This window comes from Ruegeria sp. BHSA191, assembly GCF_059613325.1.
On the sequence record NZ_JBXWSH010000015.1, the window covers coordinates 53,100 to 68,966 of the forward strand.

Here is a 15,867-nt window from a genome sequence, read left to right on the forward strand (position 1 = left end):
TAGACCCGGGGCGTTGAATGCAGGCATTGACCGGAAAAGCCATCTTGCGGCGCTTGATTGCGTTGTGCGCCGCGCTGTTGGCGGGCGTCGTCCTGATGGGGTTCACCGGGCGCTATCTGGCCGTGGGGGATTCGCTGGCCTTGCTGCGCCCTCAGGCCGGGGCCTTGCTGATGGTCTGCGCCTTGGTGCTGGCGCTGGTCCGGGCCTGGCGGCTGGCTCTGGTCTCGATGGCGTTTTCACTGGTCGCCGCTGCATCGATCGCGCTGGGCTACGCGCCGGCCGACACCAGCTGTGACGACGGCTGCCTGACCTTCTATCAGAAGAATCTGATGCGGAAGGCATGGCCTCGATACGAGCTGGCCGAGGATATCATCGCATCCGGCGCCCGGATCGTGACGCTGCAGGAGGTCTCGAGCCACAACCGAAAATACATGCACACCCTGTTCGAGCACTACCCTACTGCGGTGTACTGCAGGTTTCGCCCCGAACAGAACGTGGCGGTTCTGACCGATCTGCCCGCCATCGACGGGTCGGACTTCTGCCTGTCAGGGCTGGGTGCGGCCGGGATCAAGGTGCTGACCCCGGACAACGGGCCGGTCTGGGTGGTCTCGATCCACATGCAGTGGCCGTTTCCGTATGACCAGTTCGACCAAAGCCGCAAAATCGCCGAATATATCGAAAACCTGGATGGCCCGGTTCTGGTCGGTGGCGATTTCAACATGGTGCCCTGGGGCGGCAGCGTGGCGCGAATCCGCTCGGCCACCGGCAACCGGAATTTCGGAATGATGCTGAACACCCATTCCCTGGGCAGCTGGATGATGCCGATGCCCATCGACAACCTCCTTTTCCCCAAGGGCACGACCGGCACGGTGCATCTCCGCCCCTATCTGGGGTCGGACCATCTGGGCATACTGGCGCGGATTCGCCTGCCCTGACCCGCCGGGTCGAATCGGCCGGGTGCGCGCGTACGCGCCGATCAGACCAAGGCGAACTTCTTCTCCTTGGGGTCGTAGAATTCCAGCGCGCCCTCGCCGATATCTGTCCACAGCCCGTGGATCGACATCTCGCCGGCTTTCACGGCGCTTTCGACGAAGGGAAAGGTCATCAGGTTCTCGAGCGAGGCGACGACCGCCTGCCGCTCGAACTGGCGGGCCTGTTCAGTACTGTCGTCAACATCGGCGACCAGATCGAACCGGGGCTTGAGGATGTCCATCCAGCGGCCGACAAAGCTTTCCTTGGCCTCCAACTGCGGAGCGTTGCCCTTGCACATGTCGATGCAGCCCTGCACGCCACCGCATTGCGAATGGCCCAGCACAATCAGATGCGCCACCTTCAGCGCCGTCACCGCATATTCGATCGCCGCGCTGGTGCCGTGGCGCTCGCCGTCGGGCTCGTAGGGCGGAACCAGGTTGGCGATGTTGCGGTGGATGAAGAACTCGCCCTGATCGGCGCCGAAGATCGAGGTGACATGCACCCGGCTGTCACAGCACGAAATCACCATGGCGCGCGGGCGTTGCCCCTCGGTTGCCAAGCGTCGGTACCAGGCCTGGTTCTCGGAATAAGTGGTGGCCTTCCAGCCGTGATACCGCTGAACCAGATAGCTCGGCAGAGGTTTGGCAAATTGCATTGGGCTGTCCCTGATAGTCTTTCTGGCGGCCGCTGTAACCCAAATTCAGGAAAAATTCGAGCGATTTTGCCGGTTGGCCTCAAGGAATTGCAAAGGTTCAGTGTGGCAGGGTCACCGGTGCCGTGGGGGCATGAAGATTGGGGTGAATGTGGTGGACAAGATTGTCACGCTTGAACAGAAGGAATCCGTCCGTCTGGACCCGGACTGCCTGAGCGGGCTGTACCGGCAGCTGGGCGACCAGAACGCGATGGACGTGCTGTGCCGCACGGTCGAGGAACTGGCCGTGCGTCTGTCGAATTGCGAGCGGCACTGGCGTCAGCGCAACTGGACCGACCTGCGCAAATGCGCCAGGTCTCTGATCGCGATCGCCGAACAGGTGGGCATGACCCTGCTGGCCCGTGTGGCCGCGGACGTGACCCGGGCCGTAGATGCGGGCGATGCGGTGGCCGCCGGCGCCACGCTTAACCGGCTGATCCGGGTGGGCGAACGGTCGCTGACCGCCGTGTGGGACCAGCAGGATCTTTCGATCTGACGGGGGTTGCGGGCGCCATACCTGTCGCTAGTCTGTGCACGACCCTGATCAGACCGAGGCGCCCATGACCCTGACATTCGCTTCCCCCGACCAACCGGCCACTGCGCTGCATGTCATCGACCAGGACGCACGCGATGGGTGGCTCGAAGCGCAGCCGCCGCAGGTTCAGGCCTGGGTGGCGGCGAACAGGTTCACCGGGGCGTTGGGGCAGGTGTTGCTGATCCCGGGTGCTGAAGGGGCGCCCGATCGTGCACTGGCCGGCTATGGCACCGCCGACCGGCGCGCGCGGGTTCGGTTCCCGCTGGCCGCCGCGGCCGAGGCGCTGCCCGAGGGCACCTATGCCATCGCTTCGGGCCTGCCCGCCGACCGCGCCGAGGTCGAGGCGCTGGGCTGGTTGCTGACCGGCTATGCCTTTGACCGATATGCCACGCAATCGGCCGCCAAGGCCAGGCTGGTCGCGCCGGACGGGGTGAACGCCGCGCGGGTCGAGATCATGGCCAATGCCGAGGCGCTGATCCGCGATCTGGTCAACACGCCCGCGGCCGACATGGGCCCCGATCAGCTTCAGGCCGCGGCCGAGGCGCTGGCCGGGGAGTTCGGCGCCCAGTGTTCGGTGACACAGGGCGACGCGCTGTTGGAACGGAATTTCCCGATGATCCACGCCGTGGGCCGGGCCGCCGAACAGGCCCCGCGCCTAATCGAGATGACCTGGGGCACATCCGGCCCGAAACTGACTCTGGTCGGCAAAGGCGTCTGTTTCGACACCGGCGGGCTGGATCTTAAGCCCGCCGCCGCGATGGGTTTGATGAAAAAGGACATGGGCGGCGCGGCGAACGTGCTGGGGCTGGCGCGCATGATCATGGCGCTGGATCTGCCGCTGCAATTGCGTGTACTAATCCCGGCGGTGGAAAACGCGGTGGCGGGCAACGCGTTCCGGCCGGGCGACATCCTGACCTCACGCAAGGGCCTGACGGTCGAGATCAACAACACCGATGCTGAAGGGCGGCTGGTGCTGGCCGATGCGCTGGCGCTGGCGGATGAGGGCGCGCCGGATCTGGTGATCTCGATGGCGACGCTGACCGGGGCGGCGCGGGTGGCGGTGGGGGCGGATCTGGCCCCGTTCTACACCGATGACGATGCCGCTGCGCAGGCCTTGGTGCAGGCCGCTGTTCAGGCGGCTGACCCGGTCTGGCGGATGCCGTTCCACACGCCCTACGAAACCTTGATCGAACCGGGCATCGCCGATCTCGACAACGCGCCGGCGGGCGGGTTCGCCGGGTCGATCACCGCGGCGTTGTTCCTGCGGCGGTTCGTGGAAAACAGCCGGTACATGCATTTCGACATCTATTCCTGGCAAAAAGCTAAAGAGCCCGGCCGCAGCAAGGGCGGGTTGGGGCAAGGGCCGCGCGCCCTGCTGACCGCCCTGCCGGGGTTGCTGGGCCTGTGAACCGCGCGCGCGTCATCCGCCCCGTCGTGGACCTGCTGCGCAGCCCCAAGGGTTCGCGCGACCGGCAGCTGCTGTATGGCGACGGCCTTGACGTCACCGAACAGTCCGGCGGCTGGTACCGGGTGGTTTCCGACAAGGATGGGTATCAAGGCTGGTTGCGCGCGGACCAGCTGGGCCCGGATGCCCCGGCCACGCATTGGATCTGGGCCCCGGCGACCCATGCCTATTCCGAATCCGACATCAAAAGCCCCGACCGAGTCAGCCTGAGCTTTGGCAGCCGGATCGTGGTGCTGTCGCAGCAAGACCGCTTTGTCGAGACCGAGCTTGGGTTCATCCCCGCAGTGCATGTCAAACCGGTCGGAACACTGCTGAACGACCCGGTGGCGGTGGCCGAACTTTTTCTGGGCACGCCCTATCTGTGGGGTGGCAACAGCCGGTGGGGGCTGGATTGTTCGGGCCTGGTGCAGGCGGGGCTGCTGGCCTGCGGTGTGGCCTGCCCCGGCGACAGCGGCGATCAAGAGCGGGACCTGGGGACCGCATTGCCTCAAGGCTCCCCGGCGCAGCGTGGCGATCTGCTGTTCTGGAAAGGCCATGTGGCCTGGGTGTCCGGTGACAACCTGCTGCTGCATGCCAATGCCCACCACATGGCCGTGGTATTCGAGCCGATGGATCAGGCCATCGCCCGGATCGAGGCCCAGGGCGACGGGCCGGTCACGGCGCACAAGCGGCTCTAATCCGGGTCGACCGAGCGGATCAGCTTGCGCTCAAGCACCCGCAGGACGGCGCGCAGGTCGTGCCCGCGTTTCAGGATGCGTCCGTCCATGCCCACCACCGAGAACATGCCCTGTTTCTGCCGCAGACGCGGGTGTTTCTCGATGCGGTAGATCGGGTGTTCGGCGGTGCGCCGGAAGACCGAAAAGATCGCCACGTCGCGCAGGTTGGATATTCCGTAATCGCGCCATTCTCCGGCGGCGACCATCCGTCCATAGACGGAAAGAATCAATGACATCTCTTGCCGGTTGAAGGCCACCGGCATCTGGGTCGGCCCTGCAGGGTTCCGGCTGGGAGGCTGCATGTTCATGTCTTCAGCCTTGCCGGAAACGGAGATCAGATCAAGTCTGTCACGACAGGGTGTGGTATTTTTGAACCGCCGGTCAGGGCTTGCGACCCACCTGGCGGCAGATCAGGATCACCGGCAGCAGCCCCACGGCCAGGATCACCAGCGACGGAACGGCGGCGCCCTCCAACCGTTCGTCCGAGGCCAGCCGATAGGCCTGCACCGCCAGCGTATCAAAGTTGAACGGCCGCATGATCAGCGTGGCCGGCAGTTCCTTCATCACGTCCACGAACACAATCAGCAGCGCCGTCAGCAACGACGGCGTGAGGATCGGCAGATGCACCCGCCTCAACGTGCCCAATGGTGTCTGCCCCAAGGACCGGGCAGCGGCGTCCATATTTGCATGCACCGTGCTCTGGCCACTTTCATAGGCGCTGAGCGCGGCGGCCAAAAAGCGCACCATGTAGGCCGCCACCAACAGCCAGATCGAGCCGGTGACCAGCAACCCGGTCGACACGCCGAAGGACTGCCGCATCCAGGCGTCCAGCGCATTGTCGAATCCAGCAAAGGGCACGATCAGCCCCACCGCGATGACCCCGCCTGGCACGGCGTAGCCCAACCGCGCCACATAGGCCGCCATGGCCGAGCCGCGCCCGGGCCGCAGCCGTTGATAGAACCCCACGCAGACCGCCGCGCAGACGGTGATCACCGCCGCCGTTCCCGCCAGCGTCAGAGAATTGCGAATGAACCCCAGATAGCGTGCCGACAGCAGGTTCTGCTCGGACTCCAACCCCATCTGAACCAGAACGACGACCGGCAACAGAAACCCCAAAAGAACCGGGATGGCACACAGGACCCACGCCGCCACGGCCTGCCAACCGGACAATTGCGCCGCCGGCAAGGCCGAATGGCGTTTGCCCGGCTGGTAGTATTTGGCTTTGCCGCGCTGGGTGCGCTCGGTCACGGCCATCACCAGCGCAAAGGCCAGAAGGCACAGCGCCAGCTGCGCTGCCGCCGCGCGGTCGGCCATCGAAAACCAGCTGGTATAGATGCCGGTGGCAAAGGTCTGAACCCCGAAATAGGCGACCGTGCCGAAATCGGCGATGGTCTCCATCACCGCCAGCAGTACGCCTCCGGCGATGGCGGGTCGCGCCATCGGCAGCGAGACACGCCAGAAGGCCGACCACGGGCTGCTGCCCAGCGCCCGCGCCGCCAGAAAGGCGGTGGCGCTTTGTTGCAGAAAGGCCGCGCGGGCCAACAGATAGACATAGGGGTACAGCACCAGGATCAGCATGACTGCCGCACCCTCGGTCGAGCGGATCTCGGGGAACCAATAGTCGCGCGGGCCCCAGCCGGTCACCTGGCGCAGCGTGGTCTGAACGATGCCGGGGTGATCGAGGATGAAGGTATAGGCATAGGCCAGCACATAGGCCGGAAAGGCCAGCGGCAGCACCAGTGCCACTTCGAACAGGCGTACCCCGGGAAAACGGGTCATGGTGACCAGCCACGCGGCCCCGACCCCGATGGCGAAGGTGCCGGCCGAGACCAGAACCACCAGAATAGCCGTGGTGGTGGCATAGCCGGGCAGGACCGTGTCCAGCAGATGCCGGATCGTGTCGGTACCGCCGGTGACGGCCGCCAGCACCACGGCGACCATCGGCAACAGGCAGGCTGCCGCCACCAGATAGGCCAAGGCCCCGACGAACCGGGTGCCAAGAGCCCCGCGGTTGCGCGATCCATGTTCTGAAAATTCGATCTGGGCCATGGCCTCGGGTCGACAAAGGTTGCGGTTCCCCTTTAATCGACCAAAAAACTCGGAAACGCCAGTGGGCAGGCACAGGATTCTGCGGCGTAATTGGCCGCAGAATCCAGGGCCGGATCAATCGTAGACGCGCTGATCCTCGATCACCAGCCCGTCCTTGGGCAGCGAGCCGGGCGTCACCACCTGAACCGCACCCTTCAACTTGAGCACCTCGACCACAGATTTGGCATAGGTATCGGCGTCGCCGCCTGGGCTTTCGATCTGAACGGTCATCGTGTCCATCTCGCCCTGCCGGGCGGCGATCACGCGGGCCTTGACGATCTCGTCATGCTTGGCGACTAGCGCGGCCACCTGTTCGGGGCGCACGAACATGCCCTTGATCTTGGTGGTCTGGTCGGCACGCCCCATCCAGCCCTTGATGCGCAGGTTGGTGCGACCACAGGGCGACCGCCCGGGCAACACCGCCGACAGATCACCGGTGGCAAAGCGGATCAGCGGATAGTCGGGGTTGAGGGAGGTCACCACGACCTCGCCGACCTCGCCTTCCGCCACCGGTGTTCCGGTACCGGGGGTCACGATTTCGACGATGACATGCTCGTCGATGATCATGCCCTCCATCGCGGCGCTTTCATAGGCGATATTGCCCAGATCGGCCGTGGCATAGCACTGCAGACAGGAGATGCCCCGATCGGCATAGGCCTGGCGCAGGCTGGGGAACAGAGCCCCGCCGCCCACGACGGCCTTCGAGAAGTTCAGCGAAACGCCCATCTCGTCGGCCTTGTCCAAGATCACCTTCAGGTAATCCGGCGTGCCGGCATAGGCGGTGCAGCCCACGTCGCGCGCGGCGGTCACCTGAAGTTCGGTCTGGCCGGTGCCGGCGGGCAGCACGGCGGCGCCCACGGCACGGGCGCCGTTTTCAAAGATCATGCCCGCGGGTGTCAGGTGATAGCCAAAACAGTTCTGCACGATATCGCCCTGGCCCACGCCCGCCGCATGCAGGAACCGGCCCATGCGCCACCAGTCGTGATCGACTCCGCCGGGTTCATAGATCGGCCCCGGCGACTGGAACACATGGGCAAAGCCATGCGCAGGCTTGACGGTAAAGCCACCAAAGGGCGGGTGCTGACCCTGCGCCTTGGTCAGGTCGGACTTGCGCAGAATCGGCAGCCTGGGCAGATCGGCGATGGTCTGGATCGCATCCAGATCGACATCGGCGAAATGGGCCGCGAAACCGGGCGCGGATTTCGCCCGCGCCAGCTGTTCGCGCAGACCGGCCGATTGCTCGGCGGCGCGCTGGTCGGCCGAACGGGTTTCCAGAGCATCGTAGAATGTCATCGCCAGATCCTCCATCCGCTCACAGCCACCTTTTGCGGCGACGATAGGACCGCACGTCGCGGAAGCTCTTGCGGCCTTCGTCGGACATGCCGAGGTAGAATTCCTTGACGTCCGGGTTCTCGCGCAGTTCGGCGGCAGGGCCGTCCATCACCACGCGCCCCGATTCAAGGATGTATCCGTAATGGGCAAAGCGCAGCGCCACGTTGGTGTTCTGCTCGGCCAGCAGGAAGGACACGCCTTCCTGTTCGTTCAGGTCCTTCACGATGGTGAAGATCTCCTCGACCAGCTGCGGCGCAAGGCCCATCGAGGGCTCGTCTAGCAGGATCGTCTCGGGGCGGCTCATCAGCGCGCGGCCCATGGCCACCATCTGTTGTTCCCCGCCCGAGGTATAGCCCGCCTGGCTGCGGCGCCGCTCTTTCAGGCGGGGGAAATAGTTGTAGACCATCTCGAGGTCCTGCTGGATGGCGGCCTTGCCGTCCTTGCGGGTATAGGCCCCGGTCAGCAGGTTTTCCTCGACAGTCAGGTGTTCGAAACAGTGGCGGCCTTCCATCACCTGGATGACGCCCTTCTGCACCAGATCGGCCGGGTCGCGCTCGTGCACGTTCTGGCCGCGATACTTGATCGAGCCTTTGGTCACCTCACCACGTTCGGATTTCAGCAGGTTCGACACCGCCTTGAGCGTCGTCGTCTTGCCGGCCCCGTTGCCGCCCAGAAGCGCGGTGATCCCGCCCTTGGGCACGGTCAGGCTGACGCCCTTCAGCACGAGGATCACGTGGTTGTAGATCACCTCGATATTGTTGACCTCAAGCAGGGTTTCCGCCTGCACGTCAGTGGTTTGTGCCGCATCCAGCATCAGCGCGTGTCCTCATGCCTGCCCCGTTCGGGGCTTGTCCGGTTCGGGGCGGCGGTCAGCCGCCGCCCCGGTGTTCGTGCCGCTCAGTTGCAGCGCGATTCGATGTTGTTCTCGGCGGCATAAGCGGCCGAGTCTTCCTCGATCAGCGCACCGATCACGTCGCCATCGGTCGGCTTGAAGTCCGAGATCAGCGACCAAGTCTTGGTGTCCGCATCCCACTGGGTCACACCCACCATTCCGTTGCCGCCGTGGTTTTCACAGCTCACGGTGAAGGTCGGGCCGAAATTCGGCAGTCCCAGTTCGGCCATCTTTTCTTCGGTCATCTCAAGCGCTTCCATACCGGCCCGCATGTCGGCACCGGTGATGTCGGCCTTGCCCGAGATTTCCTGCGCCTTCTTGGCGGCTTCGGCGGCCAGCATCGCGGCATAGAGTCCGCGGTTGTACAGGACCGTACCGACCTGATCGCCGGCACCGGCGGCCTTGCCTGCATCGACGACGTATTTCCTCAGATCGTCATACAGCGGAAAGTCCGAGCCGACGTTGTGGAAAGTCAGCGCCTTGTAGCCATCGGCGGCCGCACCGGCGGGCATCACGTCATGTTCAGCGCCCGACCACCAGATGCCGATGAAGTTCTCCATCGGGAACCGGATGTTCGCGGCCTCCTGAATGGCCACCTGGTTCATCACGCCCCAGCCCCACATCAGGACATAGTCGGGACGATCGCGGCGGATCTGCAGCCACTGCGATTTCTGCTCCTGGCCCGGGTGATCGACCGGCAGGGCCACCAGCTCGAAGCCGTGCTTCTTGGACAGCTCTTCCAGCGTGCGGATCGGCTCTTTGCCATAGGCCGAGTTGTGATAGACCAGCGCGATTTTCTTGCCGTTCAGGTCACCGCCGTTCTCGTCCAGCAGATAGTTGATCGCACCCGAGGCGCCGTCCCAGTAGTTGGCCGGATAGTTGAACGTGTGGCTGAACACCTTGCCGTTCTTGGCCGAGGTGCGGCCATAGCCCATCGTGTGCATCGGGATGTCGTCAGCAGTGGTTTTCGGGATCAGCTGATAGGTGATGCCGGTTGACAACGGCTGATACACCAGCGCACCTTCGCCTTTGGTCGATTCATAGCATTCGACACCCTTCTCGGTGTTGTAGCCGGTTTCGCACTCGATGACCTTGGCCGGAACACCACCGATGCCGCCGTCCCGCTCGTTGAGCAGAGTGAAATAATCCGCGTAGCCATCCGCGAAGGGGATGCCGCCCGCGGCGTAAGGCCCGGTGCGGTAGCTGAGCGACGGGAACACGAGGTCGGCCATTGCCGGACCTGCGGCCATCAGCGCACTCAGCGCCATGGTTGCCAGTTTCTTGTTCATCGGGTGTCTCCTCCCTTGGTTTGTCCGATGTTGGTTCGGGCTTTGCGCCCCTTTCTTGATTGGGCCGGTCCCTAGTGCGGGAAAGGCCAGAGTCTCAGTTTCTCCTTGGCGACGCGCCACAGCTGCGCCAGACCGTGCGGTTCGAGGATCAGGAACAGGATGATCAGCCCGCCCACGATCACCAGCTGCAGATGCGCGACGATGTCGGTGGGCCAGCCCAGCATGTCCGCGCCCACGACCTTGAGCACCACCGGCAGCAGCACCAGAAAGGCGGCGCCGGCGAAGGATCCGAAGATCGAGCCCAGCCCGCCGATGATGACCATGAACAGCACCAGGAAGGATTTCTGGATGCCGAAGGCCTCGCCCACCTCGACCGCGCCCAGGTAGATGGCGAAGAACAGCGCGCCCGACACGCCCACGAAGAACGAACTGACGGCAAAGGCGCTGAGCTTGGCGCGCAGCGGGTTCACACCGATGATTTCGGCGGCGATGTCCATGTCGCGGATCGCCATCCAGGTGCGCCCGGTGGTTCCGCGGGTCAGGTTGCGGGCGATGATCGCGCAGGCGGTCAGGAAGATCAGGCAGAACAGATAGGTCGCCCAGGCCGGCGCGTTGGGGCCGGTGATGATGATGCCGAACACGTCACGTTCCGGCGCGTTGATCTGCCCCGAGGCCGAATAGTTGTAGAACCACGGCACCCGGTTGAACAGCCACACCAAGAAGAACTGCGCCGCCAGCGTCGCCACCGCCAGATAGAACCCCTTGATCCGCAGGCTGGGCAGGCCGAACAGCACGCCCACGATGGCAGTGATGCCGCCGGCCAGGATCACATGGATGAACATCGACACGTCGGGAAAGGCGGTCATCAGCTTGTAGCAGGCATAGGCGCCCACGGCCATGAACCCCCCGGTGCCCAAGGAAACCTGCCCGCAATACCCCACAAGGATGTTCAGCCCAATCGCCGCGATCGCATAGATCAGGAAGGGCAGCAGCAGCGCGTTGGCCCAATAGTCGTTGATGATGAACGGAATTATCCCGAACGCCACCGCCAGCACCACATAATACCGATACCGGTCGAACTTGATCGGGAAAGTCTGGTTGTCGTCCCTGTAGGAGGTCTTGAAGTCTCCTGCCTCACGATAGAACATGTCTTACTTTCCCCATTGTTCCTGCGCCCGGTTGCGGGCTTCGACGTCCAGTTGGTTGGACCGTTTGGCATATCCGCTCGCCTCCGAGGCGCGCACCAGTTTCATGTAAGCCAGAACGCCCATGACCAGCCCGGCAAAGGCCAAAAGCGCGGCCACGGTCAGCTGATTGGCGGTCAGATCGTCCGAGGTTAGGGCGATGTACCCAAAGGCCCAGAACCCCGCCCACGCGATCACGTTGATGATGGCGATCAGCTTGGTCATGGCCTACACCCTCTCGATGATCTTCTCGCCGAACAGGCCCTGCGGCCGGAACACCAGGAAGATCAACGCCAGCACGTAGGCGAACCAGTTCTCGGTCGCGCCACCCACCAGCGGGCCCACGGCGAACTCGAACAGCTTCTCGCCCACACCGATGATCAGCCCGCCGACGATGGCGCCGGGGATCGAAGTGAACCCACCCAGCATCAGAACCGGCAATGCCTTGAGCGCGATCAGCGACAGCGAGAACTGCACGCCCGACTTGGTGCCCCACATGATGCCCGCGACCAGCGCCACGAACCCGGCCACCGACCAGACCATGATCCAGATGAAGTTCAGCGAGATACCGACCGACAGTGCGGCTTGGTGGTCGTCGGCCACAGCCCGCATGGCGCGGCCCTGCTTGGTGTACTGGCTGAACGCGACCAGCGCGGCCACCAGCAACGCCGCGATGACCGTCGCCACGATGTCCAGATTGTCGATGAAGAAGCCGTAGCCGAAGATGTTGTAGGTGGTCTCGTCGATCCACAGGTTGATGCCCTGCGGCAGACCCACGTCCAGTGTCTTGATCTCGGACCCCCACATCAGGTCGGCCACGCCTTCCAGGAAATAGGCAAGGCCGATCGTGGCCATGAACAGGATGATCGGCTCCTGCCCGACCAGGTGGCGCATGACAAAGCGCTGCACCGCCCAGGCCAGCAACACCATTACCGCCATCGTCAGAATGATCGCCAGAAACGCCGGAACGGTCCAGCCGAACGTATAGACATGCGTGCCGAAAATGGCGTTGATCAGATGGGCAAAGGGCACCTGCCCGTTCATGATCCCCACCAGCGTCATCGCCGCAAACAGGGCCATAACCCCCTGGGCATAATTGAAGATCCCAGACGCCTTGTAGATCAGCACAAAGCCCAGCGCGACCAGCGCATACAGCACCCCGGCCATGAGGCCGTTCAGAAAGACCTCCATCGCGAAAATCAACTGATCAGGCATCTGCGCCTCCCCTCAAGTTCGTACGGTGCTCAGTCATGGCTGACCCCCAGATAGGCGTCGATGACTTCCTGGTTGTTGCGCACCTCGTCCGGCGTGCCGTCCCCGATCTTCTTGCCGTAATCCATCACGACCACGCGGTCGCTCAAGTCCATCACCACGCCCATGTCATGCTCGATCAGGGCAATGGTCGTGCCGAATTCGTCGTTCACATCCAGGATAAAGCGGCTCATGTCCTCTTTCTCCTCGACGTTCATGCCCGCCATCGGCTCGTCCAGCAGCAGCAGCTTGGGTTCGGCGGCCAGTGCGCGGGCCAACTCGACGCGTTTCTTCAGGCCATAGGGCAGCCGCGCCACCGGTGTCTTGCGGATGTGCTGGATTTCCAGAAAGTCGATGATCTTTTCCACCGCCTCGCGGTTTTCCACCTCTTCCGCCTCGGCCTTGCCGCGCCAGATCGCCTGCTGCACGATGTTGGTCTTCATGAAATTCAGGCGGCCTGTCATCACGTTGTCCAGAACGCTCATGCCTTCAAACAGGGCGATGTTCTGAAAGGTCCGGGCGATGCCCTGCCGGGCCACCTCATAGGGTTTCATCGGCGGGCGCTTCGCCCCGTGGAACCAGACCTCGCCCTCCTGCGGGACGTAGAAGCCGGAAATCACGTTCAGCATCGAGGACTTGCCCGCACCGTTGGGCCCGATGATCGCGCGGATCTCGCCCTGGCGAATGTCGAACGAGATGTCCTTGATAGCCACCACGCCGCCGAACCGCAGGGTGATGTTCTTCATCTCCATCACCACGCCGCCAATCTTGCGGCCATCCTCGGTGACATATCCGTCGTCGGATGCATCCAGCATCGTCTACTCCTCAAACTGCGGGTGAACGGGACGGCGGGCGGGGCGATGGCCGCAGGCCGAGCGGCGCGCGACCGGCCTCATTCCGCGGCCACCTTCTGATGCGACACCGGCGCGACCGGCACGTCGACGATCTGCAGCGTGGCGCTGATGGATCCCTTGCGTCCGTCCTCATAGGTCACCTCGGTCGTGGTCGAGACCGTCTCGGACCCGTCATAGAGCGCGGCGATGATGTCGGCGTATTTGTCCTCGACGAACTTGCGGCGCACCTTTCGGGTGCGGGTGATCTCGCCATCATCGGGGTCCAGTTCCTTGTGCAGCACCACGAACCGGTGCACCTGGCAACCCGACAGCATCTCGTCGGCGGCAACCGACTTGTTGACCTCTTCCACGTGGCTGCGGATCGTCTCCAGCACCCGCGTATGGCCCGCCAGTTCCTGGTACGAGGCATAGGCGATGTTGTTGCGCTCGGCCCAATTGCCCACCGCCGTCAGGTCTATGTTGATGAACGCCACGCAACGGTCGCGACCATTGCCGAACAGCACCGCTTCGAGGATGTCGGGATAGAACTTCAGCTTGTTCTCGACATATTTCGGCGCAAACATCGAGCCATCGGCCATCTTGCCCACGTCCTTTGCGCGGTCGATGATCCGCAGGTGGCCGCTGCTTTCCTCGATGAAGCCCGCGTCGCCCGTGGCCACCCAACCTTCGGGGTCCTTGGTCGAGGCGGTGGATTCGGGGTTCTTGAAATATTCGACGAACACGCCGGGCGAGCGATAGAAGATCTCGCCATTCTCGGCGATCTTAAGCTCGACATCGGGGGCCGGGACGCCCACCGTGTCGGCCCGAACCTCGCCGTCGGGCTGGACGGTGATGAACACCGTCGCCTCGGTCTGGCCATAAAGCTGTTTGAGGTTGATCCCCAGCGAGCGGTAGAACTCGAAGATTTCGGGCCCGATCGCCTCGCCCGCGGTGTATCCCACGCGAATGCGGCTATAGCCCAGCGTATCCTTGAGCGGCCCATAGACCAGCACGTTGCCGATCGCGTATTTCAAACGGTCCATGAAATTGACCGGCTTGCCGTCCAGGATGCGTCCACCGACCTTCTTGGCGTGATCCATGAAATAGCGGAACATCCGCTGCTTCATCGGGCTGGCATCCTCCATCCGGATCATCACGTTGGTCAACTGGGTCTCGAACACCCGCGGCGGCGCGAAGAAATAGGTCGGCCCGATCTCGCGCAGGTCGGTCATCATCGTGTCGGCGCTTTCGGGGCAGTTCACGCAGAAGCCGCACCAATAGGCCTGACCGATCGAGAAGATGAAGTCGCCCACCCAGGCCATCGGCAGATAGGACAGGATATCCTCGTTCCGGGTCAGGTGGTCGAATTCGGCCGAGTTCTTTGCGCTTTCGATCACGTTGCGGTTCGACAGAACCACGCCCTTGGGCTTGCCCGTGGTGCCCGAGGTATAGAGCATCACGCAGGTGTCGTCATAGGTGATCTCGGCGATGCGGCGGTCCAGCTCGGCATCGAACCGGTGATGCCCGGCGCGCCCCTCGGCCATGATGTCGCTCAGCGCGTTCATCTGGCTGTGGTCGTATTTCCGCATGCCGCGCTTGTCGGTATAGAGGATATGCTTGACCTGGTGCAGATCCTGCTGGATCTCGATGACCTTGTCGACCTGCTCTTGGTCGCCGCAGACCACGTATTTCGCGCCGCAGTGCTCCAGCACATAGGCCATCTCTTCGGCGACCGAGTCCTGATACAGCGGCACCGGCACCGCACCCACCATCTGGGCCGCGATCATCGACCAGTAATGCGCCGGACGGTTGCGCCCGATTACGGCGATATGGTCGCCCTTTTCAACGCCGAGCTCCAGGAACCCCAGCGCCAGCGCACGGATCTCGGCGGCCGTTTCCGCCCAGGTCCAGCACTGCCAGATCCCGAATTCCTTTTCGCGGTAGGCCGGGGCATCCCCGAACTGCGTCGCATTGCGGTGTAGCAGCGCCGGAAGGGAGTGCATCCCCTCGGCGCCCGACTGCGTCTGAGCCAATTCTATCTCTCCTCCCCATCCGACCCCGGTTTGGGCCGGAACGACGTCGCCGGGTCAGACCCGCGCGCCGCTGCCCCGATTAAGGACAAGGAGGACGATCAGCGTCAACTTTTTCGTGATGTTTTCCGGAATCTTACGAATTGTTACAGCCAATCCCGCAGGATCGGGATCAGTGGAACATCTGCCGCCGGCATCGGATAGTTGCGCAGGTCGTTCGCGCGCACCCATTTCAGCGCCTGCCCTTCTTTTGACTGCGGAATGCCCTGCCATTTACGGCATGCGAACAGAGGCATCAGCAGGTGGAAATCGTCATAGCTGTGGCTGGCAAAGGTCAGCGGCGCCAGGCACGAGGCCCAGGTGTCGATGCCCAGTTCCTCGTGCAATTCGCGGATCAGGGCGGCCTCGGGGGTTTCACCCGGCTCGATCTTGCCGCCGGGAAATTCCCACAGCCCGGCCATGGACTTACCCTCCGGGCGCTGCGCCAGCAGCACCCGCCCATCCACGTCGATCAAGGCGACGGCAGAGACGAGAACCGTTTTCATTGTCGCAGTCCCGGACGCAAAACCGGGCTCCACTTCTGCTGGAA

General features: G+C 63.6%; 16 protein-coding genes. 4 read left to right on the forward strand and 12 right to left on the reverse strand.

The window, feature by feature from the left end:
* The first annotated feature begins 17 nt into the window (after window positions 1-17).
* The gene (locus AC2FNS_RS14200) at window positions 18-935 is read left to right on the forward strand and encodes an endonuclease/exonuclease/phosphatase family protein (protein WP_496710987.1); all 918 of its coding nucleotides are present in this window, start codon (window positions 18-20) and stop codon (window positions 933-935) included.
* A 41-nt stretch (window positions 936-976) separates the two neighbouring features.
* Here AC2FNS_RS14200 and AC2FNS_RS14205 read toward each other — a convergent pair whose 3' ends face one another.
* Window positions 977-1,627: a carbonic anhydrase gene (locus AC2FNS_RS14205; protein ID WP_496681001.1), complete on the reverse strand. Its 651-nt coding sequence runs from the start codon at window positions 1,625-1,627 to the stop codon at window positions 977-979.
* A gap of 142 nt (window positions 1,628-1,769) precedes the next feature.
* Between AC2FNS_RS14205 and AC2FNS_RS14210 the strand changes: the two genes are divergently transcribed.
* The 3 genes from AC2FNS_RS14210 to AC2FNS_RS14220 all read left to right on the forward strand — a co-directional run bounded on the left by AC2FNS_RS14210 (window position 1,770) and on the right by AC2FNS_RS14220 (window position 4,340).
* Entirely contained in the window at window positions 1,770-2,159 is a 390-nt protein-coding gene (locus AC2FNS_RS14210) for a hypothetical protein (protein WP_005979954.1), read from the forward strand.
* Between the two features lie 64 nt (window positions 2,160-2,223).
* Window positions 2,224-3,606 (forward strand): leucyl aminopeptidase family protein, encoded by a 1,383-nt coding sequence (locus AC2FNS_RS14215; RefSeq protein WP_496710988.1) that lies wholly within the window; start codon window positions 2,224-2,226, stop codon window positions 3,604-3,606.
* A complete protein-coding gene (locus AC2FNS_RS14220; protein ID WP_496710989.1) occupies window positions 3,603-4,340 on the forward strand; it encodes a C40 family peptidase in 738 nt (245 codons plus the stop codon). The genes AC2FNS_RS14215 and AC2FNS_RS14220 overlap by 4 nt, the downstream gene beginning before the upstream one ends.
* On the opposite strand, the gene AC2FNS_RS14225 is transcribed toward AC2FNS_RS14220, so the two are convergent.
* The 11 genes from AC2FNS_RS14225 to mutT all read right to left on the reverse strand — a co-directional run bounded on the left by AC2FNS_RS14225 (window position 4,337) and on the right by mutT (window position 15,823).
* Window positions 4,337-4,687: a DUF2794 domain-containing protein gene (locus AC2FNS_RS14225; RefSeq protein ID WP_496681005.1), complete on the reverse strand. Its 351-nt coding sequence runs from the start codon at window positions 4,685-4,687 to the stop codon at window positions 4,337-4,339. The genes AC2FNS_RS14220 and AC2FNS_RS14225 overlap by 4 nt on opposite strands.
* A 73-nt stretch (window positions 4,688-4,760) precedes the next feature.
* On the reverse strand, window positions 4,761-6,428 hold the full coding sequence (locus tag AC2FNS_RS14230) for an ABC transporter permease (protein WP_496797765.1): 1,668 nt from the start codon (window positions 6,426-6,428) through the stop codon (window positions 4,761-4,763).
* 114 nt (window positions 6,429-6,542) lie between these two features.
* The gene (locus tag AC2FNS_RS14235) at window positions 6,543-7,760 is read right to left on the reverse strand and encodes a phenylacetate--CoA ligase family protein (RefSeq protein WP_496803894.1); all 1,218 of its coding nucleotides are present in this window, start codon (window positions 7,758-7,760) and stop codon (window positions 6,543-6,545) included.
* 19 nt (window positions 7,761-7,779) lie between these two features.
* Window positions 7,780-8,613: an ABC transporter ATP-binding protein gene (locus AC2FNS_RS14240; RefSeq protein WP_490361275.1), complete on the reverse strand. Its 834-nt coding sequence runs from the start codon at window positions 8,611-8,613 to the stop codon at window positions 7,780-7,782.
* An 83-nt stretch (window positions 8,614-8,696) separates the two neighbouring features.
* On the reverse strand, window positions 8,697-9,980 hold the full coding sequence (locus AC2FNS_RS14245) for an ABC transporter substrate-binding protein (protein WP_496710991.1): 1,284 nt from the start codon (window positions 9,978-9,980) through the stop codon (window positions 8,697-8,699).
* A 71-nt stretch (window positions 9,981-10,051) separates the two neighbouring features.
* Complete coding sequence (locus tag AC2FNS_RS14250; protein ID WP_005979938.1) at window positions 10,052-11,128, reverse strand: branched-chain amino acid ABC transporter permease; 1,077 nt, start codon at window positions 11,126-11,128, stop codon at window positions 10,052-10,054.
* Between the two features lie 3 nt (window positions 11,129-11,131).
* Entirely contained in the window at window positions 11,132-11,389 is a 258-nt protein-coding gene (locus tag AC2FNS_RS14255; protein ID WP_170443918.1) for a hypothetical protein, read from the reverse strand.
* Between the two features lie 3 nt (window positions 11,390-11,392).
* Window positions 11,393-12,379, reverse strand: a complete 987-nt coding sequence (locus AC2FNS_RS14260; protein ID WP_170443916.1) for a branched-chain amino acid ABC transporter permease — start codon at window positions 12,377-12,379, stop codon at window positions 11,393-11,395.
* Between the two features lie 29 nt (window positions 12,380-12,408).
* Window positions 12,409-13,230 carry an ATP-binding cassette domain-containing protein gene (locus tag AC2FNS_RS14265; protein WP_490361278.1) on the reverse strand — a complete coding sequence of 274 codons (822 nt, stop codon included), beginning with the start codon at window positions 13,228-13,230 and terminating at the stop codon, window positions 12,409-12,411.
* Between the two features lie 77 nt (window positions 13,231-13,307).
* On the reverse strand, window positions 13,308-15,251 hold the full coding sequence (locus AC2FNS_RS14270) for an AMP-binding protein (RefSeq protein WP_496711064.1): 1,944 nt from the start codon (window positions 15,249-15,251) through the stop codon (window positions 13,308-13,310).
* A 173-nt stretch (window positions 15,252-15,424) separates the two neighbouring features.
* Window positions 15,425-15,823 (reverse strand): 8-oxo-dGTP diphosphatase MutT, encoded by a 399-nt coding sequence (gene mutT / locus AC2FNS_RS14275; RefSeq protein WP_496681018.1) that lies wholly within the window; start codon window positions 15,821-15,823, stop codon window positions 15,425-15,427.
* Window positions 15,824-15,867: the final 44 nt, after the last annotated feature.